We start from the raw sequence: 25,365 nt of genomic DNA, 5'->3' as shown, positions 1-25,365 counted from the left end.
GGCAACTTTCACTGAAGGTCGTGAAGAAGTCGTCACGCGTACCTCCCGGATATGGCCGCACAGACCAACGTGCGTGCGGCGGGATTAGCCGTGCCGATAGACACTCTCTCGGCACATGATGTCCGAGGCGCCACCTCCAAACTCCCGGTTCGGGTGTGTGATCGCGACGCTAGTACGCCAACGGGCGGTCCGCCAGTGTTCACGCAAATTTCCCGGAGTCAAGCCGAACACGTCACCAGCACGGCACATACCGGCACCCCCGTCCGGCCGAGGGCACGAACCGATTCGCGGGCCGTCGCGCCGGTCGTCAGCACATCATCGACCAGCACGACCTCGGCCTTCACCGGGATTTCCGGTACGGCGTCGGCACGTGGCACGGCCACCACGTGACCGCGCATATTGTGTTGGCGCTCACTGACTGTCAAGCCCACCGAATCCCGCACACCCCACCACACCCGCAACATCGGTACCACTCGGCAATCCGGTAGCCACCCCGCCGCCGCCTGCGCGGTCCGGACCACCGGATCCCCGCCGCGACGTCGCGCGGCCGCCCGCCGACTCGGCGCCGGGATCAGTATCAGCGGCCGCGAACCGGCGCGCAGCCGCGTCAGACCGGTCGCCAGCGCCAGCCCCAACGGCTGCGCGAGATCGCGTCGCCCGCGCTCCTTCACCGCGAGCACCGCCCGTCGCGCCGGACCCGCGTACGGGCCGAGTGCCCAGCACGGCACACCGGGATCGGTGCGCGGTCGCACCCGCACCGGCGGCCGGGCCAGCGTCGCCGCGCATTCGCCACACCAGCCGACCCCGACCGCCCCACATCCGGCGCAGTCCATCGGCAGGATCAGATCGAGCAGTGTCCGCATCGCATGAGTCTGCGCCCACCCACCGACAGACCTCACCGACCGAGTCGGCCACAAACCAACCGCTTCCCAACGCGGGATCAGTCGGCAATGCGCCGATTCCGTTGCAGCAGAGCCATTTACGCCACTCCTGACGACGAAGTACGCTACTGATAGCGCCATCGATTATCGACGGCTAATCCCCTGGAAACGTCGGTTTTCAGCGGAACGCAAGCCATCGATCGAGATCTCAGCCCGGCAGTACAGGGACCGAGTTCTCACCATTGAGGCCAGGCACCTCGCGCCAGAAGCGGTCCGCGGTCTGGTCGCTGTACTGGAGCTGGAGCACCGCGCGCGAATCTCCAACGTACTCGGCTTCCGGCGAGGCACTGACCACCCGAACGGGCGCGGTCAGATTCTGGCTGATCTGCGGGGTCGGCTGCGATCCGTCGATCGAAACGGTCGTCAGCGGATCGACATTGCCCTCCCTCGCGATGACGATGGTTTCGGCGGTGAGCCAGCTCAGCGACACCGCCCGTGTGCTGAGTGTGAGCGCTAGCTGCAGCGGCGAGGTGAGCGCGTACTTGCCGTCCGGGCGCCGTTCGACCACCGCGACATAGACCTTGCCGTCGGCGATGAGCGCCGCACGCACACCGGTGCGCGAGACCCGCAATTCGGTAATCGGCAGCCGCAGCGCCGAACTCTGCGCCGAGGCCATCAGCGCCGAGATATCCACATCCTGCACCGAGACGGTTCCGGTGGCACGATCGTTGACCGCGCGAATGACCCGTTCACCATCGATCACGGCCCAGGCGGCGGTGCCGTCGGCATTCCAGGACGGTCGGCTGATGGTCGAACCCTCGGCAACCGGGAAGGCATTGCCGCCGTAGCTGCCGACCATCAGCGTGCGCGGCGGCAACGGTGGCGGACGTCCGGCATCGGCGACCGCGGCGACCAATTGGCCGTCCGGGGAGAGTGCGGCCGACTGCAGATTGTTCACCGCACCGAAGTAACCGGGCGGTGTGACCATCCCGCTGTCGGTGACCTGTACCAGCGAACCGTTGCGCAGGGCGTGCAGCCCGATTTGGTTGCGCCCGTACACGACCGGGCTGAGCTGTTCGACGTCGGCGACCGACCAGCCGTTGGCGGCGAAGCGATCGTCGAACGGTTTACCGTCGGCGAGCAGCATGTACGGGCCGAGGACTTCGGCACCCGCCAGCGTGAGCACCACCTGGCCGGCCAATAGCTCCTTATCGCGCGGGGACAGTCCGGACGCGCCAGCGAAATCGACGCGCACCCCGCCGAGTCCCACACCGACATCGTTGTCGTCGTTATTGGGTTTGGTGATCGGGCCGCGCAGGGTCACCGGTGGCGCGAGTTCATTGCGCACCACGGAGGCGAGTGCGGGCTGGGTGCCCTCGGTGAGCAGGCTGAGCAGCCGCTGGGCCAGCTGGTTCTTGGCCACCGAGATCCAGCGCAGATCCGGAACGACCGCGGTGCCGGACGGGTCCACGAAGTACAACACGTAGCGGCGGTAGGACTTGGCGAACGCGGTCTGCTCCATCACCACGCCGTCGGGCAGCTCATCGATGCGCCACTCGCCGTCGACCTTGGTCATCTCGATCTTGTTTTCCAGCGGCGCGTCGATGGCACGGTAGGCGCCGTCGGCGGCCAGCTCGCCGACCTTGTGCGCCCGGATCACGTAGGTCGCTCTATCGCCGGAGCGCGATTCGCGCAGCGTATCGGCCTTGTCCACGATCAAGGTGCCCGCGGCATCGTCCCACTGCGCCGACGCCGACGGTGTCATGTACTGCCTCGCGGCCAGGTGCCGATTGGCCGGATCCGCGGTGGCCTGCAGGAAGTCGCGCAGCAGCAGGTCCGGATCGCGACCGGCGATGGGCGGCGGCGGGCCGTCGGAGGTGGGCTGGCGATTGATGGTGCCCAGCGCCTGCGGCGCGGAGGATTCCGGCAGGCTCGCGCATCCGGTGAGCACCAGCAACGCCGCGGCCGCCGCCGCGCCGAGCGCGGACAGCCGCAGCGAAGTGCGCCTCGGATACCAGCTACGCATCCTCATGACTGTACGTTCCCGCCGTCACCGGGCACGCTGTGCCCGGCCCGCCGCGGTTCGGCGCTGTCGCCGTCGGAGGCGGCCGCATCGGCCACCGATCCCACGCCATCGCTGGCGCTCGGCGCGACGCCGTCCGATTCCGAATCGGTGTCCGTTGAATCGGGGGCACCGTTCGTCTCGGCTCGGATCACCGAAGCCAGGTCCGTGACATTGCCCTCGGTGGCCGGTTGCGGATCGACCGGTTCGGGATCGACCCGCGGCGCGGTCAATGCCTTGCGCAGCACCGGTTCCAGCGGCAGCGGGCTCGCGCCCATCTTCTTCCCGCGCACCAGCGGCAGGGTCAGCCGGAAGCTCGCGCCGATGCCGATTTCGCCCCATGCCTCGAGCTTGCCCTCGTGCAGATTCGCATCCTCGACGCTGATCGACAGACCGAGTCCGGTGCCGCCGGAACGCCGCATGCGGGACGGGTCCGAGCGCCAGAACCGGTTGAAGACCAGCTTCTCCTCACCGGGCCGCAGGCCGACACCCTGGTCGCGTACGATCACCGCGACCGCATTGGCCTCGACATCGCCACGCATCCGGATCAGCACCGGCTTGCCCTCGCTGTGGTCGATCGCATTGGCGAGCAGATTGCGCAGCACCCGCTCCACCCGGCGCGGGTCGACCTCGGCGACCAGCGGCTCCTCCGGCATATCGATGACGACCTCGACACCGGACTCCTTGGCCAGATGCCGCACGGTGGAGATCGCGGCCCGCGCGCACATCCGCACGTCGAGCGATTCGACCTGCAATTCGGCCACACCGGCATCGTGGCGACTGATCTCGAGCAGATCGTTGAGCAGCCCCTCGAACCGGTCGAGTTCGGTGACCAGCAGTTCGGAGCTGCGCGCCAGGGCCGGATCCAGATCGTCGCTGCTGCCGTGGATGAGGTCGGCGGCCATGCGGACGGTGGTCAGCGGGGTCCGCAGTTCATGGCTGACGTCGGAGGTGAAGCGACGCTGCAGATTTCCGAACTCCGCCAACTCACTGATCTGATTGGACAGACTTTCGGCCATTTCATTGAAGGCCTGGGCCAGCCGGGCCATATCATCCTCGCCGCGCACCAGCATGCGTTCCTTGAGCCTGCCGTCGGCGAAACGGCCGGCGATCCGGGCGGCCGAGCGGATCGGCAGCACCACCTGCCGGGTGACCAGCGCCGTGATCGCGGCCAACAGCACCAGCAGCACGACGCCACCGATCATCATGGTGCCGCGCATCAGCGACAGGCTGCGCTCCTCGTTGGCCAGCGGGAAGATCAAATAGATCTGCAGCGTCGGAATCTCCGCGCTCGGGCTGCCGATGATCAGCGCCCGGCCGTGATAGCCGTCGGGATCCGCGACCGTGGCGAACTGGTAGCTGACCTGGTTGCGCTGCACGAATCGGCGCAGTTCGTCGGGGACCTCGTCGATCGGGCCGCGGGTGATCTGCCGCGGCGGCATCCCTCCGGTGACACTCAGAGCCGAATCGAAGCTGCCTGCGGCACCGGAGGACTGGCCGGTGCCACCACGGTTGGACAGTGCGTTGCGGGCGTCCTCGAGCCGCTGCGGCTGGGCGCCGACGTCGTGCACACCGGCCAGCTGGCTCTGCACTGTGTTGCGGGCGCGATCCATCTCCTCGACCGCGCCGTTGATCTTCGCGTCGATCAGGCGGTCGGTGATCTGACTGGTCAGCACCACGCCGAGGATCGTGATGACGATCAGCGACAGCGTGAGTGTGGACACGATGACGCGCAATTGCAGCGAACGCCGCCATACATGGCCGAGTGCGCTGCCGACTTCCTTGAGCCAAGCCACCACCGGCGCGAGGGATCGTTCGATACGCTGCACCACCGTGGGCGAGGCGGTCGAACGATCCGCGTCGCCTCCGATCACGGGGGTCCGGCCTTGTAACCGACGCCGCGGACGGTCAGCACGATCTCCGGGTTCTCGGGATCCTTCTCGACCTTCGCCCGCAGCCGCTGCACGTGGACGTTCACCAGACGGGTGTCGGCGGCGTGCCGGTAGCCCCAGACCTGCTCGAGCAGCACCTCACGGGTGAAGACCTGGCGCGGCTTGCGGGCCAGCGCGACGAGCAGATCGAACTCGAGCGGCGTCAGCGAGATCTGCGCGCCACCGCGGGTCACCTTGTGTGCGGGCACATCGATGACGATATCGGCGATGGAGAGCAGTTCGGCGGGCTCCTCCTCGGTGCGGCGCAGGCGGGCACGCACGCGGGCGACGAGCTCCTTCGGTTTGAAGGGCTTGACGATGTAATCGTCGGCCCCGGACTCCAGACCGAGCACGACGTCGACCGTATCGGTCTTCGCCGTCAGCATGACGATCGGAACTCCCGAGTCGGCCCGCAGCACCCGGCATACATCGATGCCGTTCATGCCGGGCAGCATCAGGTCCAGCAGCACTAGATCGGGGCGGAGCTCACGAACCGCCGCCAGCGCCTGCGTGCCGTCGCCGACCACATGCGGGTCGAACCCTTCCCCGCGCAAGACGATCGTGAGCATCTCAGCGAGTGCCATATCGTCGTCGACGACCAGAATCTTCGGCTTCATAATTACTATGTTGTCATCTCTCGGGCTCGGAACGGGCCGCCACGCCAACACTGGTGCAATCCCGCCGCACATCCAACCTTATCCGGCAACAATTTCGGCCACTCGGGCAGCCAGCGTCGCCGGATCGTCACCGGATCGGTATCTCCACCACGGCCCGTACCAGTCCCGTTCGGCCAGCTCACGGTACACCTCGCCGGTGCGCCGCTGCAGACCGCCGTCGCGCTCGTAGGCATCGAGAGCACGGGTCCGGTCGAGTTCGCCACGCAGCCGGGCACGCTCGGCCGCGACCTCGGTCGGCACGTCCAGCAACAGCTGCAGCGTCGGCACCGGCAAATCCAAGCGACCGAACTCCAATTCGCCCACCCAACGGACGATTTCACCGTCGGCCGACTGTTGCATGCGCGCGGCCGAATAGGCGGCGTTGGAGGCCACGTAGCGGTCCAGGATCACGATGTCATTGTCGGCCAACAGCTTCGACAACTCATCACGCGCGTCCGCCCGATCCAGCGCGAACATCAGCGCCATACCGTGTACCGAATCGGCGAGATCGCCTTGGCCACCACGCAATGCCTCGGCCGCGAGATCCGCGTGGATCGACCGCTCATAGCGTGGAAAGGCGAGCGTTTCCACGCGCAGGCCCTTCGCGCGCAGCTCCGCGGCAACGCCATCGATCAGCGTCCGCTTCCCGGCGCCGTCGAGACCCTCCACCGCAATCAGCACGAATCCTCCGCCAAATCAGTTGCCGCCTCGGCCCGTCGGCCCATATCGGGCCGACGGGTAACCCTACTCAGTAGCGGTAGTGGTCGGGCTTGTACGGGCCCTCGACATCGACGCCGATGTACTCGGCCTGATCCTTGGTGAGCTTGGTCAGCGTGCCGCCCAGCGCCTCGACGTGGATGCGCGCGACCTTCTCGTCCAGGTGCTTGGGCAGGCGGTAGACCTCGTTATCGTATTCCTCCGGCTTGGTCCACAGCTCGATCTGGGCGATCACCTGGTTGGAGAAGCTGTTCGACATCACGAACGACGGATGTCCGGTCGCATTGCCGAGATTCAACAACCGCCCCTCGGACAGCACGATGATCGACTTGCCGGACTCCTTGAAGGTCCACAGGTCGACCTGCGGCTTGATATTCAATTTCGTTGCGCCGGAACGCTCCAGCGCCGCCATATCGATCTCGTTGTCGAAGTGACCGATATTGCCCAGGATGGCCTGGTCCTTCATCGCCTTCATGTGGTCGAGGGCGATGATGTCCTTATTGCCGGTCGAGGTGATGACGATATCGGCCTGGCCGATCGCCTGCTCGACGGTGACGACGTCGTAGCCGTCCATCAGCGCCTGCAATGCGTTGATCGGATCGATCTCGGTGACCTGCACCCGGGCGCCCTGTCCCGCAAGCGATTCCGCGCAGCCCTTGCCGACATCGCCGTAGCCGCAGATCAATACCTTCTTGCCACCGATCAGCACATCGGTGCCGCGGTTGATGCCGTCGATGAGCGAATGGCGGGTGCCGTACTTGTTGTCGAACTTGGACTTGGTGACCGAGTCGTTGACATTGATCGCCGGGAACACCAGCTCACCCGCCGCCGCGAACTGGTACAGCCGCAGTACGCCGGTGGTGGTCTCCTCGGTGACGCCCTGCACCGATTCGGCGATCTTGCCCCACTTGGTCTTATCGGTTTCGAAGCGCTCGCGCAGCAGGTTCAGGAAGACCTTGTACTCGGTCGAGTGGTCCTCGTCCTCCGGCGGCACCACACCGGCCTTCTCGAACTGCGCGCCGCGCAGCACGAGCATGGTGGCGTCACCGCCGTCGTCGAGGATCATATTCGCGGGCTCACCCGGCCAGGTCAGCATCTGCTCGGCGGCCCACCAGTACTCCTCCAGAGTCTCACCCTTCCAGGCGAAGACCGGGGTGCCCTTGGGCTCGTCCACGGTGCCGTGCGGGCCGACAGCGACGGCCGCCGCGGCGTGGTCCTGGGTGGAGAAGATGTTGCACGAGGCCCACCGGACCTCGGCGCCGAGCGCGGTCAGGGTCTCGATCAGCACCGCGGTCTGGATGGTCATGTGCAGCGAACCGGAGATGCGCGCCCCCTCGAGCGGCAGCACCTCCGCGTACTCGCGGCGCAGCGCCATCAGGCCGGGCATCTCGTGTTCGGCGAGGCGGATCTCCTTGCGGCCGTATTCGGCCAGCGACAGGTCCGCCACCTTGTAATCGATGCCATTGCGGACATCGGCGGTCAGGGACGTGCGTGCGGGAAGTTCTGAGGTCGTCATCTGCCTCTATCAGCCTCTCCTGGTTCGTCAGTACCGAAACAAGGCTACAGCGTGCCCGCCAGCCGTTGACGCTGGTAGACACCGTCCTTCTCGGACGTCCAACACTCACGCCGGTGCGGCTCGACCGTGGGTTTCCGCGTCGTCCGGATCGGTTGCACCCACTCTGCCAGGCCGCTTTTGCGCGCGGCCGACACCGACTTCACCGCGTGTAGGCATTGATCGAACACGAACCGCGCGCGGGCGTTGTGCGACAGCGCATCCCATCAGCCACCGACGACTTCCGATTCGTCCGGTTTGCCGTTTCCGCCAGTCTTTACAAATTGTCCTATTTGTCTAGACTAGAGACAGATTGATCTCTATTGTCAACCATAAGTGGTACTGCGCATCACATGTGATGGGCCGCTTTGATGAGGAGACAACGATGTCCACGGAAACTCATGCCTCCGGCCCTCGGGTCGAGGCGACCGACTGGCGCGACCGCAAGCGCTATCTATGGCTGTGGGGGCTGTTCGCGCCGACCGGCCTTTTCACCATCGGCCTGCCGCTGATCTGGGCGTTCAACGAATTCGGTTGGCACGGACTGGCCCAGGTGCCGTTCTGGCTGGGCCCGGTGCTGGTCTATGTGGTGATCCCGCTGGCCGATATCTTCTTCGGCCCGGACGGTGACAATCCGCCGGATGAGGTGATGGAGTACCTGGAGAACGACAAGTACTACCGCTACCTCACCTACCTCTACCTGCCGTTCCAGTACGCGACGCTGATCATGGGCGCCTACCTGATCACGGCGGACCACCTCAGCTGGCTCGGCATCGACGGCGGACTGCACATCATCGACAAGATCGGCCTGGCCATCACCGTCGGCATGATCGGCGGTATCGGCATCAATACCGCGCACGAACTCGGCCACAAGAAGGTCGATCTGGAGCGCTGGCTGTCGCGGATCGCCCTGGCCCAGTCGTTCTACGGCCACTTCTACATCGAGCACAACCGCGGCCATCACGTGCGCGTCGCGACGCCGGAGGATCCGGCGAGTTCCCGGGTGGGCGAAACATTCTGGGCCTTCTGGCCGCGCACGGTCTGGGGCAGCCTGATCTCATCGTGGCGCCTGGAGCGGACCCGGCTCGAGCGCCACGGCAAGAAGCCGTGGAGCCTGCAGAACGAAGTGCTCAGCGCCTGGCTGATGTCGTTGGCGCTGTACGCGGTGCTGCTCGCGGTATTCGGAATCGGCCTACTGCCGTATCTGATCCTGCAGGCGATCGTCGGCTTCAGCCTGCTGGAGGCGGTCAACTATCTGGAGCATTACGGCTTGGTCCGCCAGCGCACTACATCCGGCCGGTACGAGCGGCCCGCCCCGGTGCACAGCTGGAACAGCGACCACATCGTCACCAATATCTTCCTGTACCACCTGCAGCGACACAGCGATCATCACGCGTACCCGACCCGGCGCTACCAGACGCTGCGCAGTTGGGACGGTGCGCCGAATCTGCCGAGCGGCTACGCCAGCATGATCCTGCTCGCCTACTTCCCGCCGCTGTGGCGGCGCGTGATGGACAAGCGGGTGATCGCGCACTACGGCGGCGACATCACCCGTGCCAATATCCATCCGGGCAAGCGGGACAAGGTGATCGCGCGCTACGGTACGCCCGGCGCGGAGGCGTGATCGTGAGCAGATTTCGTTGCCCCGTCTGCGATTACGTCTACGACGAGCTGAAAGGCGCACCGCACGAAGGGTTTCCGGCGGGCACGCCGTGGGAGAACGTTCCCGAGGACTGGTGCTGTCCCGATTGCGGTGTGCGCGAGAAGATCGACTTCGAACCCTTGGGAGTTCCGAAATGATTGAATACAAGCTGTTCCAATGCATCCAGTGCGGTTTCGAATACGACGAGGCCAAGGGCTGGCCGGAGGACGGAATCGAGCCGGGCACCCGCTGGGACGATATTCCGGACGACTGGACCTGTCCGGACTGCGGCGCGGCCAAGGCCGATTTCTACATGGTCGAGATCGAACGGTCGTGAATTTTGACTGCGGCAACCACCCGTGACAACCTCGCGGGTATGCCGCGCACCGGACCCCGCGGTGCGAGCGACGGTCCCGGAGGCGGGAGCGAAGTGTAACCACGGAGGGACCCGGGAGTGACGCAGATCAGACCCAAGCTTTCCTATCAGGAGGCGGCGCGGGAACTCCTGCGCACCTCTGTCCTGGATTCGATGCGCGAGCTGCTGACCGAGCGGGACTGGTCGAAGATCACCCTGGGAGATGTGGCCACCAGGGCCGGGGTCAGCAGACAGACCCTCTACAACGAATTCGGTTCGCGCGCCGGGCTGGCGCAGTCCTACGCCCTGCGCCTTGCCGACGATCTCGTCGATCATGTCGGCTCCGCGATCGACGGCAATATTCACGACGCGCGCGCCGCATTCGAGGAGGGGCTGCGCGATTTCTTCCAAGCGGCCGCCGCCGATCCGCTGGTGCGGTCACTGGTCGCCGGTGAGGTGAAGCTGGATCTATTGCGGCTCATCACCCTTGATGCCGAGCCGTTGCTCGAACATGCCACCGCACGGCTGTCGATCGCCTTCCAGCACAGCTGGGTGCAGGCGACGGCCACCGAATCCGATGTGCTGGCCCAGGCTTTGGTGCGGATCGCGCTGAGCTATATCCCGACGCCGCCCGCGCCCGGGCGCAATGCGCCCGCCGAATTGAGTGCCGTTTTCAGTCCGTACGTCGAGGCGATTCTGGCGGCGCAAGAACAGCACTGACCCCACTCCTGGGAAATTGACGGTTTGCGGTAGGTGTGCCGTGATCGGGGCTGCATGTGAAGGTGCTTAAAAACCAACCGGAAGGCATGTAACTGCTGTGATCTTTCGACGGCGAGCCGCTGTGTAACGGTCGTAAAGTCTGTATGTATTGTCATGCGTCGGAGTTAGGGTACTTATTTAGCGGGGCAAACGTGCAAACGGCTGGCAAACCGGCGGGGTCTCCCGACCCTAAACGCCACCTATGGGTCCTCGGACTGGTCGCTCCTGCGATCGCATTGTTGCCATCACAGCTGGTCCTGCATACCGGTGCGCCGGTCTTCTGGTGGATCGGGCCGATCATCGTGCTGATCGTTATCCCCGTGCTGGACTGGGCCGTCGGTGTGGACGGCACCAATCCGCGCGATGAGGATTACGAGTTGCTGTCCAACGACCGGTACTACCGCTGGTGCACCTACCTGTTCCTGCCGGTCCAGTTGATCGGCCTACTCATCGCCAGCTATATGTGGGCGGGCGACGACTTGACCGTGGTCGACAAGCTCGGGCTCGCAGCGACTCTCGGGTTCGTCAGCGGTATCGGCATCAACGCGGCGCATGAACTCGGGCATCGGGTCGAACATCTGGAGCGCTGGCTGGCCAAGATCTCGCTCGCGCAGTCCGGATACGGACACTTCTTCGTCGAGCACAACCGCGGCCATCACGCGCGGGTGGCGACGCCGGAGGATCCGGCCAGTGCCAGGCTGGGCGAATCGCTCTGGGAGTTCTTGCCGCGCAGCATTTCCGGCGGATACCGCTCCGCCATCCGGCTCGAACGCGAGCGCCTCACCCGCAAGGGCAAACGCTGGTTCAGTCTGGACAATCACATCCTGCAGGCGTGGGCGATGAGCGTGGTGCTGTTCGGCACGCTGCTCGCGGTCTTCGGCTGGCACGTGCTGCCGTATCTGGCGCTGCAGGCGGTGATCGGCGTCATGCTGCTGGAGACGGTGAACTACATCGAGCACTACGGACTGCTGCGAGCGCGCCGCCCCAATGGCCTCTACGTCCGCTGCTCGCCGCGGGACAGCTGGAACAGTGACCATCTGGTCACCAATATCTTTCTGTTCCACCTGCAGCGGCACAGCGACCACCACGCCAATCCGGGCCGCCGTTATCAGACCCTGCGCAGTTCGATGCAGGCGCCGCAGCTGCCCGCGGGATATCTGTCCATGATCGCGTTCGCGGCCATCCCGCCGCTCTGGCGCGCCATCATGGATCACCGCGTACTGGCCCATTACGGCGGCGACGTGACCCTGGCGAATATTCAGCCGCGCAAGCGCCGCCGGATCCTGACGACTTACGGCGTGACCGCGTAGTTCACCGGATGATCCGTGGTCGCCTCGCGGCTTCCCGGCTGGTGCCGAGAACTCACGAGGCAACCACTAGGGCGGCCGATGTCCCGCCGATCAGCGCAGCAGGACGTCGGCGTTGTCGGGCAGCGCGTGGAGCGGCCACCAGCGCAGGTCGGTGGACTCGTGGCTGCGGATCGGGACGGCACCGGCCGGTGCCACGACGCGGAACAGCAGATCGAGATGCCTGGTCGGGCGGCCGAGCGAGCAGGTGATCGGATGCGCTTGTGCGCCGTACAGTTCCGGATCCATGCACAGGCCGGTCATACCGGACTCCTCGGTGGCCTCGCGCAGCGCGGCGGCGGCCACCGTCTCATCACCTTCCTCGCAGTGCCCGCCGAGTTGGATCCAGCGGCCGACGCGCGGATGCAGGGTCAGCAGGACCTCGCGCCCGTCATGGGAGAAGACCACGGCCGAGGCGGTGATGTGACCGGGTGCGTGCTCACGCAGACATCCGCGCGGTGCGGATCCGAGGAATGCCAGCATCGCCTCTCGCAGCGATGCGTCGGTGTCCGTCGCGGGCCGCCACGATTCGAGCAGCGCCGTCGCCGAGGCGTGTAGCGAACCGGCGCTCACTCGTCCACTCCGAGAGCGAATTCCCGAACGCTCACAGCTCGACCAGACCGGGGCCGGGGCCGAAGACCGGGCGGGGGGTCAGTTCCTCGAGCGGATGACCGATGGCGATGGCGCCGAGGGGATTCCAGTCGTCGGCGAGGCCGAGCACGTCGCGGGTGATTTCCGAGGCGAAGATGGTCGAGCCGATCCAGCAGCTGCCGATGCCCTCGGTGGCCAGCGCGACGAGCAGGCCCTGCACGGCCGCGCCCACCGCGACGGTGAACATGGTCCGTTCGTTACCGCGCCGCCGCTCATCCGGATAGTCGTGCGCACCGTCTGGCACGCAGAACGGGATGATCACCTCGGGTGCGTCGAAAAGGATTCGGCCGCGCGCGATTCGGCGTTCCACCCGCTCCGGGTCGAGCCCGTCGGCGGTCAGATCGGCCCGCCACCGCTCGGCCATGGCCTCCAGCAGTTGCCGGCGCAGTCCGGGCTTGCGGACCCAGACGAAGCGCACCGGGCGGGTGTGATGCGGCGCCGGCGCGGTGAGCGCCTTGGCGACCGCGGCGCGGATGCTTTCCGGATCGACCTGGGTGTCGGCGAATTGACGGACCGAACGACGCAGCAGCAGCGCCTCGGCGCGCCCCCGCTCGATCGCCTCGGCCGTACCGAGCCAGAACAGGTCATCGATGCCGCCGCGCAACAGGTCCGCGGCGCAGGATCCGTCATCGGTCACCGACAGCCCGCGCACCACGGCGACCGGGACGCCGCCGAGTTTGCCCTTCACCAGATCCGCGGCGGCGGCCAACTCGTCGGCCACCGCGACCTGGGTGACGTGCAGTTCATTGCCTTGTCCGTCGATCGCGCCCGCATAGTCGTGCAGCACCCGCAGACCCGATGCGCCGATGGCGGTATCGGTCTGGCCATTGCGCCAGGCCCGGCCCATGGTGTCGGTGATGAGCACCGCGACCTGTACGCCGAGCCGCTCCGACAGCGCGGTCCGCAGCGCCTTGGCGCTCCCGTCCGGATCGGCGGGCAGCAGGACGAGTTCGCCCTGCTCGACATTGGATCCGTCCACCCCGGAGGCGGCCTGCACGATGCCGAGCTTGTTCTCGGTGATCAGCGTGCGGCCCTTGCGCGCGAGCACGCGCACCGCCTCCTGTTCGACCAGGGCCCGGCGGGCGCTGTCGCGCTCCTCGGGATCCAGCGGCGCCTCGACAATGCGTCCCTCCGCCTTGGCGACGATCTTGCTCGTGACGACCAGGATGTCGCCATCGGCCAGCCACGGCGCGCAGGCGGCGATGTGCTCGCCCACGTCATCACCCGGCCGGAACTCCGGCAGTCCGGTGATCGGCAGAATGCGCAACTCCCCGGCCGCGTGGTCGACGGGTCCGTTCGCATCGACGGTCCGCTCGGTCATACCGTCACCTTCCTGACTCACGGCTTGACTCCCGCCAGATCCAACGCCTCCCGGACCATTTCCGCGGTGGTCGGGGGATCGGTCATCAGCAATGGCACGCTGCGCACCTCCACACCGGGCACATCCGCGGTATCGGTGGTGTGGATCAGCCACCCGTCCAGGATGCCGGTGGCCGAGCGTGCGCCGTAGTAGCGCCCGATCGCCTCGGCGGTGGTCTCGACGCCGATCACCGAAAGGCATTCATCGGCCATCCCGCGCAACGGCTTCCCGTCGATCACGCCGGAGATGCCGATCACCTTGGCCTCGGTGGTGCGCAGCGCACCGCGGATACCGGGCACCGCGAGGATGGCGCCGATGCTCACCACCGGGTTGGACGGGGCCAGCAGCACGGCGTCGGCCTCCGCTATGATCTGCGTCACATTTGGTGCCGGTTTGGCCTCATCCGCCCCAATTGTGGCGAATCCGTGCGTCTCGATGTCCGCGCGGTAGCGAACCCACCACTCTTGGAAATGGATCGCGCGCCGTTCGCCAGGGTTGTCGGGGTCACTGACAACAACGTGGGTTTCGCAGCGATCGTCGGTAGCCGGGATGAGTTTTACACCCGGTTGCCACCGGTTGCACAACGCCTCGGTGACCGCGGAGAGCGGGTACCCGGCACGCAACATTTCGGTCCGAACCAGGTGTGTGGCGATATCGCGATCCCCCAAACCGAACCAATCCGGCTGGGCGTGATATTTGGCGAGTTCTTCCTTGGCATGCCAGGTTTCCGCGACCCGGCCCCAGCCGCGTTCGGTATCGATACCACCACCGAGGGTGTACATGCAGGTATCGAGGTCGGGGCAGATTCGGAGGCCGTGCATCCAGACGTCGTCGCCGACATTGACGATGGCGGAAACATCCGCATCGGGCAGCAGTTCGCGGACGCCCTGAAGGAAGCGCGCCCCGCCGACCCCGCCCACCAGGACGGCGATCTTGGGGCCACTGGCGGGTGCGGTGTCCGCTTGTTGTGGAGTCACATCGACACAGCCTATGCGCTGCCGGAGCGGCCGCGGTTCACCCTGCATTTGCTGCTTATTTGCTATTCCGCGTTCAAGATCAGCTATGGAATGCGGTTGCGGATAGTAACGGAATTGCGACGGCGGCTTGACCATCGACACGTCCGGCGTGTCTAATCACAGTCATGTCATTTCGGGTTCGCGCGAGAGTTCAAGGCGCGGACAGCTTTTCGAACAGGTGTTCGCACCGGGATGGCAAGCTCGGGGATGTCCGCGGGACAACGTCGCGGGGTACGGCCGTCGGTGTGCGTGTTGGTCCGACGGAAAGAATCAATCTGCGCTAACACACAGTGAGGAGGCGGAGCGATGGCCAATGAGCTGGCCCCTTCGGGCATGCCGGGCGGCGTATCGCAAACCGATTCCACAGCAGGCGCAGCACGTGGCGTCTGCGCAGAGATCGGTCGGATCGAACCGGATCGGATCGAGCCCGAGATGACCGACGGAGTGACAGCACCCCGGCTCAGCTTGGTCGTGACGGGCTTCGATGAGATGTTCGAATCCATCGAGGAGCAGTGGCAGGAACGTGCCCTGTGCGCACAGACCGATCCGGAGGCGTTCTTCCCCGAGAAGGGCGGCTCGACCCGTGAGGCCAAACGGATCTGCATGGGCTGCGAGGTACGCGACGAGTGCCTGGAATACGCACTCGCACACGATGAACGCTTCGGCATCTGGGGCGGCCTCTCCGAACGGGAGCGGCGCCGCCTGAAGCGCGGCATCGGCTAGAGACCTGGGGCATGCCCCGGAGTTGCCCGCGAGCACAGCGCGTCGTCGACCCGACAACTGCTTCGCTGGCGCATGGGTGACTCCGGGGGCACGTCCAGAAGTCGAACCCCGTACCGCACCATCGGCCGCCGACGCGCCAGCGCGGCGCCGAATGGGGCGGCGAAGGTACGGGGCGGCAAATTGGCCTAAGTTTTAGTCATGGCCCGTTCACGTAACCGTCGTCCACCGACCGCACGTTCGGTGATCCGCCGTGGGCGCGGGGTGCGCGGGCCGATGCTCCCACCGACCGTGCCCGCGTGGCGCACCAGGGGACAGCAGTTCGACCGACTGGTCCTCGAGGCCTTCGCACCGCTGGACACCCGCTGGCACGATCGGCTGACCAAACTCGATATCGCGGTCGACGATGTGCCGAAAATCCGTCCGCTGCACCCGGATTCGGTTACCTGGCCGGATGAGGTGGTGGCCGACGGACCGGTGCCGCTGTCGCGGCTCATACCGGCCGGTGTGGACCGGCACGGCGTGGCCACCCGGGCCCGAGTCGTGTTGTTCCGCAAGCCACTCGAACTGCGCGCGGGCGATCCGGACGATCTCGTCGACCTCCTGCGCGAGGTGCTCGTCCAGCAGATCGCCACCTATCTCGGTGTCGATCCGGACATCATCGATCCCGAGGGCGCGTAGCCACGCCGGGTGAACTCGCGCCCGAAAACGCCGAATCCTTAGCGTGTCTGAGCACATCGCGGCGTCGAGGGGGTTACTCTCATCGGCGTGATCCCCATGCGTCGTTGCTGCCGACCAGGTTGCAAGAATCCCGCTGTTGCGACGCTCACCTACGTGTACTCCGATTCGACCGCGGTGGTCGGGCCACTGGCGACGGTGGCCGAACCGCATTCCTGGGATCTGTGTGAAACACATGCTTCCCGCATCACCGCGCCAAAGGGTTGGGAGATGGTGCGCCACGAGGGCGGATTCTCTTCCAGCACACCGGATGACGACGATCTGACGGCATTGGCCGAAGCGGTCCGCGAGGCCGGATTGCGCCGCCGTCCCCCGGAGCACGACCAGCGTGGCTACTCCGACTACGCTCCGCCCCCGCCGCGCGCCACCCGCACCGGCCGCCGGGGACACCTTCGAGTCCTGCCGGACCCGCCCAACTGAGGTCGGGGCGGGACCGTGTCAGCGGCGTCGGTGGGAGCCACTAGTGTGGTCACCATGACAGTGGCCCGCTCTGCCGAATTCGTGAACGCGGTGATCAAGGCGTATGACGTTCGCGGTGTCGTCGGTGAACAGATCGACGGTGAATTCGTCAAGGATGTCGGTGCCGCGTTCGCGCGGTTGATGCGCGCCGAGGGCGCGACCCGCGTGGTCATCGGGCACGACATGCGTGAATCCTCACCGGAACTCGCCGCCGCCTTCGCCGACGGCGCGCTCGGCCAGGGCCTGGACGTGGTGCACATCGGCCTCGCCTCGACCGATCAGCTGTACTTCGCCTCCGGTCGCCTGAACTGTCCCGGCGCGATGTTCACCGCCAGCCACAACCCGGCCCGCTACAACGGCATCAAGCTGTGCCGCGCGAAAGCGCTTCCGGTTGGCCAGGACACCGGCCTGGCGACCATCAAGGACGAGGTGATCAACGGCGTCCCCGGCTACGACGGCACCCCGGGCAGCGCCACGACGCTCGATCTGCTGACCGACTATGCGAAGTTCCTGCGCGGGCTGGTCGATCTCGACGATATCCGCCCGCTCACCATCGCGGTGGACGCTGGCAACGGCATGGGCGGACACACCGTGCCCGAGGTGCTCGGCACCGTGGCACAACTGAAAGTGGTGCCGCTCTACTTCGAACTGGACGGCTCGTTCCCCAACCACGAGGCCAATCCGCTCGACCCGAAGAATCTGGTCGATCTGCAGGATCTGGTCCGCAAGTCCGGCGCCGATATCGGCCTGGCCTTCGACGGCGACGCCGACCGCTGCTTCGTGGTCGATGAGAACGGCGACCCGATTTCGCCATCGGCGATCACCGCACTGGTCGCCGAGCGGGAGCTGGCCAAGGAGCCCGGCGCGGTCATCATCCACAACCTCATCACTTCGCACGCGGTCCCCGAACTCGTGCACGAGCTCGGCGGCACTCCGGTGCGCACCCGGGTCGGCCACTCGTTCATCAAGCAGGAGATGGCGGCCACCGGCGCGGTATTCGGCGGTGAGCACTCCGCGCACTACTACTTCCGCGATTTCTGGGGCGCCGACTCCGGCATGCTCGCGGCCTTGCACGTGCTTGCCGCGCTCGGCGAGAAGGATCGGCCGATCTCGGAGCTCATGTCGTCGTACGAAACGTATGCGGCGTCCGGCGAGATCAACTCGACAGTGGCGGACGCGAAGGAGCGGACGATGGCTGTGGTGGAGGCATTCGGGGATCGGGCCGTTTCGGTGGACCGGTTGGACGGGGTCACCGTTCAGCTCGCCGATGACGCCTGGTTCAATCTGCGCGCGTCGAATACCGAACCGTTGCTGCGACTGAACGTCGAGGCCCGGTCAACGGAGGAAGTAGACGCACTCGTAACCGAGATCCTGAGCATCGTCCGCTCCTGACTGGGATAGTGGAATTACGTCGGAATGGAATCACATGCTCAGGATTCGACGACTGGGGAAGTAGACGGCTCAGCCCGATGCCGAGATCCTGAGCATCGTCCGCTCCTGACTGGAATAGTGGAATCACAGATGTTGGATTCGCCCGACCTGGGCGCCCATGTCGATATCTCAGAGTCGACAGCCCGGGTGGGAGCAGGGCGGGACCGCACACAGCGCGATGAGGGGAGGTGGGACGCCCGATGATCGCTGGAACACCGGTGCTCGACCTCGACGATGCCGCTTCACTCGAGGCGGCCGATGTGGGCGGCGCCCTGCGCTCCGCCGCATCCGGTGGCGCCCAGGTGCGCGCGACCGCGGCAGCCGTCGGCGAGGACGCGCTCGCGCGCCTCGCCGATCTGCGACCACGCAGCGTGGTGTTGGTCTCCGGCGCGGGGCGGGCCGCACGCGCCGCCAGTCTCATCGTCGCCGCGCTCGGCGATCGCGCGGGCCTGCCCGTGGTGCCGGCCGCCGCGCTTCCGCCATGGGTCGGACCGTTGGACGTGGTGCTCGTCGCGGGCGACGACGCCGGTGATCCCCGGCTGATCGACGCGGTCGACCGCGCGCAGCGCCGGGGTGCCGAGGTCGTGGTCGCCGCGCCGCACGAAGGACCGCTGCGTGCCGCGGCAGCCGGGCGTACATCGCTGCTGGCGCCACGGATTCCGGTCCTCGACCACAATCGCCTGCTGCGCTTCCTCGCGGCCTGTATCGCGGTGCTGCGCATCGTCGATCCGACCCGTTCGGGTGCGCTTGTGCCGGATCTGACCGAACTGGCCGACGTGCTCGACGCCGAGGCGCTGCGCGATGGTCCGCACAACGAGGTCTTCCACAATCCGGCCAAGACGCTGGCCGCGCGCATGCAGCAGCGCGGCATCGTGCTGGCCGGGGACTCCCCTGCCGCCAACGAGCTGGCCGAGCACGGTGCCGAGGTGCTGTTGCAGTCGGCGGGCAAAGTGGCCACTGCGGTGGCGCTGGCCGAGGCCGTCGCCGCCAATCCCCGGATGGTCGAGGCCGCCGGGCAAACCGCGCCGAACTTCGATCCGCTGTTCCACGACGAGGAACTCGACGGACCCGCACCGGTGGAGCGGATCCGGATATTCGTGCTCAGCGCGGATCTCGATCAGGCGGCGGCGCGGCGCAGGCTGGCCGTCTTCGGCGGTGCCGGATCGGGTCTGGTCGACGCCGATCTGGTGAGTGCGGATGTGGAGGTGCTGCACACCTCGCTCACCGATCCCACCGCGCCCGCACCGGCCAGGGTGGATGAATCGGGCGCACCCCTGCCCGGCACCATCGGCCATGCCAGTGAGCTCGAACAACTCGCGGTGCTCGCGCTGCGCCTGGAGATGGCCGCGGCCTATCTGCGGCTGATCGGCGCGCGCGGCGATGCGAACCCGACCACGGACCAGCTCGACGGGGGACGCTACTAGTGCACGAACTCGTTGGTGCGCTGCGTTCCTATGCCTGGGGTTCTCGCACCGCACTCGCTCGGTTGTGCGGCCGACCGGTCCCCTCCGCGCATCCGGAGGCGGAACTGTGGTTCGGCGCCCACCCCGCCGATCCGGCCTATGTCCGCATCGAGAACAGCACCCGCTCCCTGCTGGAGCTGGTCGCGGCCGATCCGGAGCACGAACTCGGCCCCGCCGCACCGGAATTCGGCGGGCGACTGCCGTTCCTGTTGAAGGTCCTCGCCGCCGAGGAGCCGCTGTCGCTGCAGGCGCATCCGAGTTCGGCGCAGGCGCGTGCCGGATTCGAGCGGGAGAACCATGCGCGGGTGCCGCTGGATTCACCGATGCGCAACTACCGCGATGAGAATCACAAGCCCGAATTGGTGGTGGCGCTGGAACGGTTCGAGGCGCTGGCCGGATTCCGGGATCCGCACCGCACGGTCGCACTGCTGCGCGCACTGGATGTTCCAGGGCTGCGCTCCTACGCGGATCTGCTTGCCGCCCAACCCGATTCGGCCGGACTGCGGACCCTGTTCACGACCTGGATCACGCTGCCGCAGCACGTGCTGGCCACGCTGCTGCCCCAAGTGCTCGACGGCTGCGTGCGCTATCTGTCGGTCAAGGGCAGTCGCGAGTTCACCGCCGAGGCGCGCACCACGCTCGAACTCGCCGAGGCCTATCCGGGCGATGCCGGGGTGCTGGCCGCGCTGCTGCTCAACCGATTGACCTTGGAGCCGGGACAGGGGCTGTTCCTGGCGGCGGGCAATCTGCACGCGTATCTGCGCGGGCTCGGTGTGGAAATCATGGCCAACTCCGACAATGTGCTGCGCGGCGGTCTGACGCCCAAGCACGTCGATGTGCCAGAGCTATTGCGGGTGCTGGATTTCGAACCGATCGATCTGCCGGTTGTACTGGCGGAACCGGCGGGCGACGGGTCGGTGCGCTATCGGACACCCGCGCCGGAATTCGCGCTGCGGCGCTTCGATCTGACCGCCGGATCCGGACAGGTGCCGCTGACCTCGGCGGGTCCCGGAATCGTGCTGTGCACGGCGGGGACGGCGCGGCTGCTGCAGGGCGGGACCTCGCTGGTGTTGGGGCGCGGTGCGGCGGCGTGGATATCGGCTGCCGACAGCGAGATTCGCGCGCAGGCCGTGGAGGGCGACGCGCAGTTGTTCTGCGCTTGTGTAGGTGGCGCCGGCTGACCTGTCGCCCGACCAGCACCCCTCGTCGAATTCCTACGCGATGCTGAATACTCGGGACCGCGAACACGCAGCGCCGCAGGCGCTGCAAATCCAACACAGGAGGAAGTCCACACATGTCGGCTGGTGGTGGCAAGAAGGCGATTCTCGCCGCGTTGTCGGCGAACGCGGGGATCGCGGCGGCCAAGTTCGTCGGCGCATTCATCACCGGTTCGGGATCCATGCTGGCCGAGGCGGTGCACTCGGTCGCCGACACCGCCAACCAGGGTCTGCTGCTGCTCGGTCAGCGCCGCGCCGCACAGGATGCCGACGAACTGCATCCGTTCGGATACGGACGCAATCGCTACTTCTACTCGTTCATCGTGGCGCTGGTGCTGTTCACCCTCGGCTCGATCTACGCCATCTATGAAGGCGTGCACAAGATCCAGCATCCCGAGGAGCTGAGCAATCCGATCGTCGCGATCGTCATCCTGTTCATCGCCATCTGCCTGGAGGGCTACAGCTTCACCACGGCGATGCGGGAATCCATCCCGCTCAAGGGAAATGCGAGCTGGTGGCGGTTCATCCGCAACTCACGCAGTCCCGAACTGCCGGTGGTGCTGCTCGAGGACACCGGTGCCCTGGTCGGTCTGGTCTTCGCCTTCGCCGCGGTCGGGCTGACCATGCTCACCGATGATCCGGTCTGGGATGGCATCGGCACGCTGGCCATCGGCGGACTGCTCGGCGTCATCGCGCTGATTCTGATCGTGGAGATGCAGAGCCTGCTGATCGGTGAGGGCGCGACTCCGGAGGAGGACAGGGCGATCCGCGCCAACCTGGTCGACGGCAAGCGCATCGACCGGGTGATCCACCTCAAGACGCAGTATCTCGGTCCCGAGGAGATCCTGGTCGCGGCGAAGATCTCGATCGTGCCCGACCTGGATATCGCCGATATCGCCGCGGCCATCGACGACGCCGAGGCGCGGGTCCGGGCCGCGGTACCCGCCGCACGGGTGATGTATCTCGAGCCGGACCTCTACCGCAGGCAGACTGTCTGACGGGCACGGCACCGCAGCCGCCCGGCCCCGGGTGCTCGGCGGCTGTCGCGTTTCGCCCGGCTTCGAACGCCGAGGTGTGGGCTCAGGCCGGTTCCGCTGTGCGCAGCAGATCCAGTGGGTCGGTGCGGATTCCGAACTCCCGACGTAGCACATGCCGAGCGGCGTGCAATCCCGACATTCCATGGACTCCCGGACCGGGCGGGGTCGAGGCGGAGCAGAGGTAGACGCCGGGTAGCGGTGTGGCATAAGGGTTCCAGCGCGGGACGGGGCGGAAGGCGAACTGGCGCAGGGTCATCGCACCCGCCGAGATATCGCCGCCGATGTAGTTGGCATTGTGGGTGGGCATTTCGGCACCGGTGACGACATTCTTGGCGAGGATCAGATCGCGGAAACCGGGCGCGAATCGTTCCACTTGGGCGATCACATCGTCGCTGATATCGCGGGTGGAACCGTTCGGAACGTGCGCGTAGGTGTAGAGGGTGTGGCCGCCCGCCGGGGCCCGGGTCGCATCGACAACGCCGGGCTGGATGGCGAGTACGTACGGGCGGTCCGCGTGTTGTCCTGCGGCGATGGTTCTTTCCGCCGCCATCGCTTCGGCACGGGTACCGATCAGATGCAAGGTTCCCGCGAGCGCACAGCCCTGCGCCTGCCACGGCACCGGTCCGGACAGCGCGAAGTCGACTTTGCATGCCGCGCCGCCATAACGGAAGCGGCGCAGCCCCTTCGCGTAGCGCGCTGGCAGCCGGTCCCCCGCCATGCGGAGCAGTTCGGCGGGCGCGGTATCCAGCACGACCGCTCGCGCACCCGCGAATTCGTCGAGTGTGTCGACTCGGCGCCCAGTGCTGACCTTGCCGCCGAGACGTTCGAGTTCGGCGATCAGCGCATCGGGAATGGCCTGGCTGCCGCCTCGTGGCAGCACCCAACCGCCGACATGGGCAAGCGTGGCGAGCAGCATGCCGGCGCCCGCGGCGGGGATGGCGCGCGGCGGTGTGATCGCGTGCGTGGCAACGCCGGTCAGCAGCGCGGGAGCGGTGTCATCCCGAAAGCGCGTATTCCACAGGGGTGACCCCTGTTCCAGTACCCGCAGCCCGAAGCGCAGTCCGCTCAGCGGATCCCGGGGCAGGCGGCGCAGATCCGACATGGCGAAGTCGACAACCGACTGCCAATGCCGGACCATCGGCCCGAACAGCGATCGCCAGGTCGCGCCGTCGCGGCCGAGACCGGCCACCGTGCGGTCGAGATCCCGCCACGCGAGTCCGGCTCTGCCGCCGTCCAGCGGATGGGCGTAGGACACCTCGGGGGCGAGCAGCTCGACACCGTGTGCGGCCAGGTCGAAGGCACGAAAGACGGGCGAGGCCAAGGCCATCGGATGCGCTCCGGCGCAGCAATCGTGCCGGTATCCGGGCAGCGTCAGCTCGAGCGTGCGAGATCCGCCGCCCGCGGTGGCCTCCGCCTCGTGCACCTCGACGTCGAGTCCGGCCCGGGCCAGGATCACCGCCGCGGCGAGACCATTGGGACCGGAACCGACCACGACGACATCTGGCATACCTCGATTCTGCCGCGCCGCCCCGGGCCGTGCCGTCACCCGTGAGAGGTATCGATCACCCATTCGCGCCCTGATGCGCCCATTGGCCGAGTAGCACCCGAATGCGCTCTTCGCGCAGGTCATCGACCAGTCGACCGCTGCGATCCAGGGTGGCGATGCCGTGCACCGTGCTCCAGAGCACCTCGGTGCCCGCCTGCAGATCGAACTCGCCCGCGAACGGCGCGTAGGCGCTCTGGATCTCGCCGAACGCGTCCCTCAGCGCCTGCGGGGCATCGTTGCCGAAGGTGAGTTCGGTGTTGAGGACGAACATCGCGTCGTAGCGGGCCGGATTCTCGGTCGCGAAGTCCAGGTAGCCGCGCACCATGGCCTCGAGCGCCTCGACCGGCGTTTTCGCGTGGGCCCGCCGCTCGCGCAGCTGTGCGGTGAGATCGACGATGCCTTGTTCGGCAACGGCCGAGACGATCGCCGCCTTGCCCGCGAAGTGGCTGTAGAGCACCGGCTGGCTGTATTCGATCTTGTCGGCGAGGCGGCGCACGGTCACCGCATCCCAGCCCGAGGTTTCGGCGAGCTCGCGGGCGGTGTCGATGATGCGCTGATGGCGTTCGGCGCGTTCGCGCTCTTTGCGGTTCTGCGTGGTCATCCAAAAATTCTAGCAGCGCTAGACAAACTAACGAAGCTCCATTATCGTTGCTCTCATACCTAGCAACGCTAGAAACAAGAGCAGCAGTAAAAGCGTCACATCGAGGAGCACGCCATGACCATCTCGCGCATCGCCACCGCCTTTTCCCTCATCGGCGCGGCCTTCATCCTCTACATCGGCATCAGCTACCTGGTCACCCCGGAAACCATCGCCACCGGATTCGGCCTGCCGGAATGGCCCTCGGGTGACGCGGTCGCGTTCATGAACCTCAAGGGTGTGCGCGATACCGTCTCCGGCCTGATCATCCTGGTGCTGCTCGCCACCGGGCAGCGCTACGCCCTCGGGATCGTGACCCTGGTGATCGCGCTGGTCCCGATCGGCGACATGTTCACCGTCCTCAGCTGGCACGGCTCCACCGCCACCGCACTGCTGGTGCACGGTCTGACGGCGGTTTTCGTCATCGCGACCGGCATCCTGCTGCTGCGCGAGCGCAGCGTGGCCACCCGCTCGGCCGCGGCCGTCGCGGTCAATGCCTGATCCGGTCGATCGCAGTACGACGGTATTCCAGCCGGATCGCACAGCACGGCGCCGACCCAACACCGCGGGTCGGCGCTGCTGCGTGTGATCCGGCACACAAGTGCCGTGGTCGCGATGAGCTTGCGCCGACGGCTTCGTCCATACCGATGAACGCACGACGAACACAGGGAGATCAACACCATGGCGACCAAGCCGCACGGCCCCGCGTCCTACTTCCCGTCGATCGAGGCCAAATACGGCCGCACCATCGACGAGTGGAAGACCGCCATGGTCGCCTCGAACCTGAAGTCGCACAAGGAACTCGTGGAGTGGCTGAAATCCGAGCACGGCTTCGGACACGGGCATGCCACCGCGATCACCCAGCACCACCTGAACCCGGAGAAGTGGGCCAGCTGAGCCGCACACCACGAACGGGCCCGCAGATCAATCCCGCGGACCCCTTCGTACTGCTGGTCACGGCCCGAGGAACAAGCGTTCGCAGGGCAGGCGCGGTAGCAGTCCGTCTTCAACCGCTTCGCGAATCAATTCGATTGTGCACCAGTGCCTTCGCCGCCAGTCGTGGATCAGATTGCGGACCGCCACCGCGGCGGCGGTGTAGTCGAAAACCATACCGGCCATCGAGATCCGAAGGTGCAGATCACCTTCGGTCGGGAACCATCGCTCGGCGGTCACGGCTTTTCTCCTCGTC

The 25,365-nt window shown here is 66.6% G+C and carries 26 protein-coding genes; 14 read left to right on the top strand and 12 right to left on the bottom strand.

Annotated elements, in window-relative coordinates:
- Positions 1-218: 218 nt before the first annotated feature.
- From ACQP0C_RS08660 to ahcY, 6 genes are all read right to left on the bottom strand, one after another.
- A complete protein-coding gene (locus ACQP0C_RS08660; protein WP_433732269.1) occupies positions 219-863 on the bottom strand; it encodes a ComF family protein in 645 nt (214 codons plus the stop codon).
- A gap of 226 nt (positions 864-1,089) precedes the next feature.
- Complete coding sequence (lpqB, locus tag ACQP0C_RS08655) at positions 1,090-2,907, bottom strand: MtrAB system accessory lipoprotein LpqB (RefSeq protein WP_433732267.1); 1,818 nt, start codon at positions 2,905-2,907, stop codon at positions 1,090-1,092.
- A 2-nt stretch (positions 2,908-2,909) separates the two neighbouring features.
- A complete protein-coding gene (mtrB, locus tag ACQP0C_RS08650) occupies positions 2,910-4,739 on the bottom strand; it encodes an MtrAB system histidine kinase MtrB (protein ID WP_433734480.1) in 1,830 nt (609 codons plus the stop codon).
- Between the two features lie 74 nt (positions 4,740-4,813).
- Complete coding sequence (gene mtrA / locus ACQP0C_RS08645) at positions 4,814-5,491, bottom strand: MtrAB system response regulator MtrA (protein ID WP_433200345.1); 678 nt, start codon at positions 5,489-5,491, stop codon at positions 4,814-4,816.
- A gap of 78 nt (positions 5,492-5,569) precedes the next feature.
- Positions 5,570-6,211, bottom strand: coding sequence for a dTMP kinase (locus ACQP0C_RS08640; protein WP_433732265.1), 642 nt, complete (start codon positions 6,209-6,211; stop codon positions 5,570-5,572).
- 67 nt (positions 6,212-6,278) lie between these two features.
- Positions 6,279-7,763 carry an adenosylhomocysteinase gene (gene ahcY, locus ACQP0C_RS08635; protein ID WP_433732263.1) on the bottom strand — a complete coding sequence of 495 codons (1,485 nt, stop codon included), beginning with the start codon at positions 7,761-7,763 and terminating at the stop codon, positions 6,279-6,281.
- Between the two features lie 421 nt (positions 7,764-8,184).
- On the opposite strand from ahcY, the gene ACQP0C_RS08630 reads away from it, so the two are divergent.
- The 5 genes from ACQP0C_RS08630 (at position 8,185) to ACQP0C_RS08610 (ending at position 11,865) form a co-directional block, all read left to right on the top strand.
- Complete coding sequence (locus ACQP0C_RS08630; RefSeq protein ID WP_433732261.1) at positions 8,185-9,423, top strand: alkane 1-monooxygenase; 1,239 nt, start codon at positions 8,185-8,187, stop codon at positions 9,421-9,423.
- A 2-nt stretch (positions 9,424-9,425) separates the two neighbouring features.
- Positions 9,426-9,599, top strand: a complete 174-nt coding sequence (locus tag ACQP0C_RS08625; RefSeq protein ID WP_433732259.1) for a rubredoxin — start codon at positions 9,426-9,428, stop codon at positions 9,597-9,599.
- Positions 9,596-9,778 (top strand): rubredoxin, encoded by a 183-nt coding sequence (locus tag ACQP0C_RS08620; protein ID WP_433732257.1) that lies wholly within the window; start codon positions 9,596-9,598, stop codon positions 9,776-9,778. The genes ACQP0C_RS08625 and ACQP0C_RS08620 overlap by 4 nt, the downstream gene beginning before the upstream one ends.
- 117 nt (positions 9,779-9,895) lie before the next feature.
- Positions 9,896-10,516 carry a TetR/AcrR family transcriptional regulator gene (locus tag ACQP0C_RS08615; protein WP_433732255.1) on the top strand — a complete coding sequence of 207 codons (621 nt, stop codon included), beginning with the start codon at positions 9,896-9,898 and terminating at the stop codon, positions 10,514-10,516.
- A 278-nt stretch (positions 10,517-10,794) separates the two neighbouring features.
- A complete protein-coding gene (locus tag ACQP0C_RS08610) occupies positions 10,795-11,865 on the top strand; it encodes an alkane 1-monooxygenase (RefSeq protein ID WP_433732254.1) in 1,071 nt (356 codons plus the stop codon).
- A 90-nt stretch (positions 11,866-11,955) separates the two neighbouring features.
- Here the strand turns inward: ACQP0C_RS08610 and ACQP0C_RS08605 are convergent, their stop codons facing one another.
- Genes ACQP0C_RS08605 through cofD form a run of 3 tightly spaced genes read right to left on the bottom strand, consistent with a single transcriptional unit; the run spans position 11,956 to position 14,889 of the window.
- Positions 11,956-12,474 carry an NUDIX hydrolase gene (locus ACQP0C_RS08605; protein ID WP_433732252.1) on the bottom strand — a complete coding sequence of 173 codons (519 nt, stop codon included), beginning with the start codon at positions 12,472-12,474 and terminating at the stop codon, positions 11,956-11,958.
- A gap of 31 nt (positions 12,475-12,505) precedes the next feature.
- Positions 12,506-13,873, bottom strand: a complete 1,368-nt coding sequence (locus ACQP0C_RS08600) for a coenzyme F420-0:L-glutamate ligase (RefSeq protein ID WP_433732250.1) — start codon at positions 13,871-13,873, stop codon at positions 12,506-12,508.
- A 17-nt stretch (positions 13,874-13,890) separates the two neighbouring features.
- On the bottom strand, positions 13,891-14,889 hold the full coding sequence (gene cofD, locus ACQP0C_RS08595; protein ID WP_355176996.1) for a 2-phospho-L-lactate transferase: 999 nt from the start codon (positions 14,887-14,889) through the stop codon (positions 13,891-13,893).
- A 528-nt stretch (positions 14,890-15,417) separates the two neighbouring features.
- On the opposite strand from cofD, the gene ACQP0C_RS08590 reads away from it, so the two are divergent.
- The 7 genes from ACQP0C_RS08590 (at position 15,418) to ACQP0C_RS08560 (ending at position 21,954) form a co-directional block, all read left to right on the top strand.
- The gene (locus ACQP0C_RS08590) at positions 15,418-15,651 is read left to right on the top strand and encodes a WhiB family transcriptional regulator (protein WP_029901515.1); all 234 of its coding nucleotides are present in this window, start codon (positions 15,418-15,420) and stop codon (positions 15,649-15,651) included.
- A gap of 198 nt (positions 15,652-15,849) precedes the next feature.
- Positions 15,850-16,329, top strand: a complete 480-nt coding sequence (locus tag ACQP0C_RS08585) for a metallopeptidase family protein (protein ID WP_169338101.1) — start codon at positions 15,850-15,852, stop codon at positions 16,327-16,329.
- Between the two features lie 96 nt (positions 16,330-16,425).
- Complete coding sequence (locus ACQP0C_RS08580; RefSeq protein WP_420772684.1) at positions 16,426-16,806, top strand: DUF3499 domain-containing protein; 381 nt, start codon at positions 16,426-16,428, stop codon at positions 16,804-16,806.
- Positions 16,807-16,866: 60 nt separating this feature from the next.
- A complete protein-coding gene (locus tag ACQP0C_RS08575; protein WP_433734479.1) occupies positions 16,867-18,237 on the top strand; it encodes a phosphomannomutase/phosphoglucomutase in 1,371 nt (456 codons plus the stop codon).
- A 239-nt stretch (positions 18,238-18,476) separates the two neighbouring features.
- Positions 18,477-19,700 (top strand): tobH protein, encoded by a 1,224-nt coding sequence (locus ACQP0C_RS08570; RefSeq protein WP_433732248.1) that lies wholly within the window; start codon positions 18,477-18,479, stop codon positions 19,698-19,700.
- A complete protein-coding gene (gene manA / locus ACQP0C_RS08565; protein ID WP_433732247.1) occupies positions 19,700-20,920 on the top strand; it encodes a mannose-6-phosphate isomerase, class I in 1,221 nt (406 codons plus the stop codon). Before ACQP0C_RS08570 ends, manA begins: the two co-directional genes overlap by 1 nt.
- Positions 20,921-21,033: 113 nt before the next feature.
- Positions 21,034-21,954: a cation diffusion facilitator family transporter gene (locus ACQP0C_RS08560; RefSeq protein WP_433732245.1), complete on the top strand. Its 921-nt coding sequence runs from the start codon at positions 21,034-21,036 to the stop codon at positions 21,952-21,954.
- Between the two features lie 82 nt (positions 21,955-22,036).
- Here ACQP0C_RS08560 and ACQP0C_RS08555 read toward each other — a convergent pair whose 3' ends face one another.
- Positions 22,037-23,500 carry a phytoene desaturase family protein gene (locus ACQP0C_RS08555; protein WP_433732243.1) on the bottom strand — a complete coding sequence of 488 codons (1,464 nt, stop codon included), beginning with the start codon at positions 23,498-23,500 and terminating at the stop codon, positions 22,037-22,039.
- Positions 23,501-23,555: 55 nt separating this feature from the next.
- A complete protein-coding gene (locus ACQP0C_RS08550) occupies positions 23,556-24,140 on the bottom strand; it encodes a TetR/AcrR family transcriptional regulator (protein WP_433732241.1) in 585 nt (194 codons plus the stop codon).
- A gap of 114 nt (positions 24,141-24,254) precedes the next feature.
- Here ACQP0C_RS08550 and ACQP0C_RS08545 point away from each other — a divergent pair, with 114 nt between their 5' ends.
- Positions 24,255-24,677: a DUF4267 domain-containing protein gene (locus ACQP0C_RS08545; protein WP_433732239.1), complete on the top strand. Its 423-nt coding sequence runs from the start codon at positions 24,255-24,257 to the stop codon at positions 24,675-24,677.
- A 180-nt stretch (positions 24,678-24,857) separates the two neighbouring features.
- Entirely contained in the window at positions 24,858-25,073 is a 216-nt protein-coding gene (locus tag ACQP0C_RS08540) for a DUF4287 domain-containing protein (protein WP_433732237.1), read from the top strand.
- Between the two features lie 57 nt (positions 25,074-25,130).
- On the opposite strand, the gene ACQP0C_RS08535 is transcribed toward ACQP0C_RS08540, so the two are convergent.
- Positions 25,131-25,349 carry a hypothetical protein gene (locus ACQP0C_RS08535; RefSeq protein WP_433732235.1) on the bottom strand — a complete coding sequence of 73 codons (219 nt, stop codon included), beginning with the start codon at positions 25,347-25,349 and terminating at the stop codon, positions 25,131-25,133.
- Positions 25,350-25,365: the final 16 nt, after the last annotated feature.

The sequence above is a fragment of the Nocardia sp. CA-129566 genome, from assembly GCF_050956075.1.
GTDB lineage: Bacteria > Actinomycetota > Actinomycetes > Mycobacteriales > Mycobacteriaceae > Nocardia.
The sequence above is the reverse complement of the archived record's forward strand: the minus strand, read 5'-3'. Positions and strand labels throughout refer to the sequence as shown.